Annotated in this window: 1 protein-coding gene; it reads left to right on the forward strand. The window is 42.9% G+C overall.

All coding sequences use genetic code 11. The annotated features are described in order from the left end of the window. Nucleotides 1-103 precede the first annotated feature (103 nt). Entirely contained in the window at nt 104-1,300 is a 1,197-nt protein-coding gene (locus tag NG795_RS28350; RefSeq protein WP_367291946.1) for an IS4 family transposase, read from the forward strand. Nucleotides 1,301-1,320 lie beyond the last annotated feature (20 nt).

Genomic DNA, 1,320 nt, shown 5'->3' on the forward strand with positions numbered 1-1,320 from the left:
CCTGAGAGGGTGACAATGGAGGGCAAACCCAGACGGGGCAATTGTTTGAGATAATGGAGAAGTCGTCAAAAAGCGGGTGGCCCTTGGAGCCACCCTGACAAAAATGCTAAGGACATTATACCAAAAGTTATTACGCATTCATTTGAGTGAAAGTCAGGCACTGACCTTAGAAATCTTAGTTCTGATGCTTCAAAGTTATCGACAAGTCAGATTATCAACTCTCGCCAACTTCTTTCCACAACCCATTCAATACAAAAGCCGAATCCGAAATATCCAGCGATTGCTGGAACTCCCCCAGCTCTCGGCTAAGTTACTCTGGTTTCCGATAATCAAGGCAGCTTTAAAATCTGAATTTAGAGAGAAAAAATTAAATAGAGCGCAACGGAGACACCCCTCAAAATTAAGATTTAAAACCAAAAACTATGTAGCGATTGCTCTCGACCGAACTCAATGGAGAGACCGGAATCTACTCATGGCCACCATAATTTGGGGAAATCATGCTTTACCAATATATTGGGAGCTACTCTCCAAGTTAGGCAGTAGTTCTTTCCGGGAACAAAAACGGGTACTAGGGCCGGTACTGGCCCTTCTAAAACCTTATCCGGTCGTGGTAATAGGGGACCGAGAGTTTCATAGTGCTAAACTCGCAGACTGGCTCAGGACCAAGGGTGTAGACGTTGTATTTCGTCAAAAAAAGAGTGCTTTTGTAGCCACTTCATGCCAGCCAGGTAAGTCTTTAAAAACCCAAGGCTTTAAATCTGGCGAATCCCACTTTTTCCTCAATGTAACCTTTCAAAAATCTGAACCTATTCAGGGATTTAACCTAGGAGTTTATTGGAAAAAAAGTCACCGAGGGAAAAAGGTAAAAGAACCGTGGTATTTACTAACTACGATTTCTAACCCTAAGTTGGTTAAGCAACTTTATCAAGCGCGGTGGGGTATCGAAATGATGTTTAGAGATTGTAAAAGTGGCGGCTATAATATGGAATCTACTCGGGTGGATGCCACCCGATTTTTAGCCTTGGTTTTGTTGATTACTTTCGCTTATTGGTTAGCGACTAATTCGGGTCATGAGTTTGAATCTAACCATTTATTAGCTTACCTCGGTCGAAACGAAAAAACTCCTAATAATTATCCCCATCACAGTATCTTTTGGCTCGGATTATCGGGTTATGCTTGGAGCCAGTCCCTCGTTCTCTGGCGAAAAGAGATGTTAGCATTGATGGCCCTAAAGCCTCATAAAGCTCTGAATTTTCGCCGAGGTCTAAATGCTCTATCCCTTGTACAGCAAGTGGTTTAGCTATCTTGTCACCCTCTCAG

This window comes from Laspinema palackyanum D2c (genome assembly GCF_025370875.1).
In the GTDB taxonomy this organism is placed as follows: domain Bacteria; phylum Cyanobacteriota; class Cyanobacteriia; order Cyanobacteriales; family Laspinemataceae; genus Laspinema; species Laspinema palackyanum.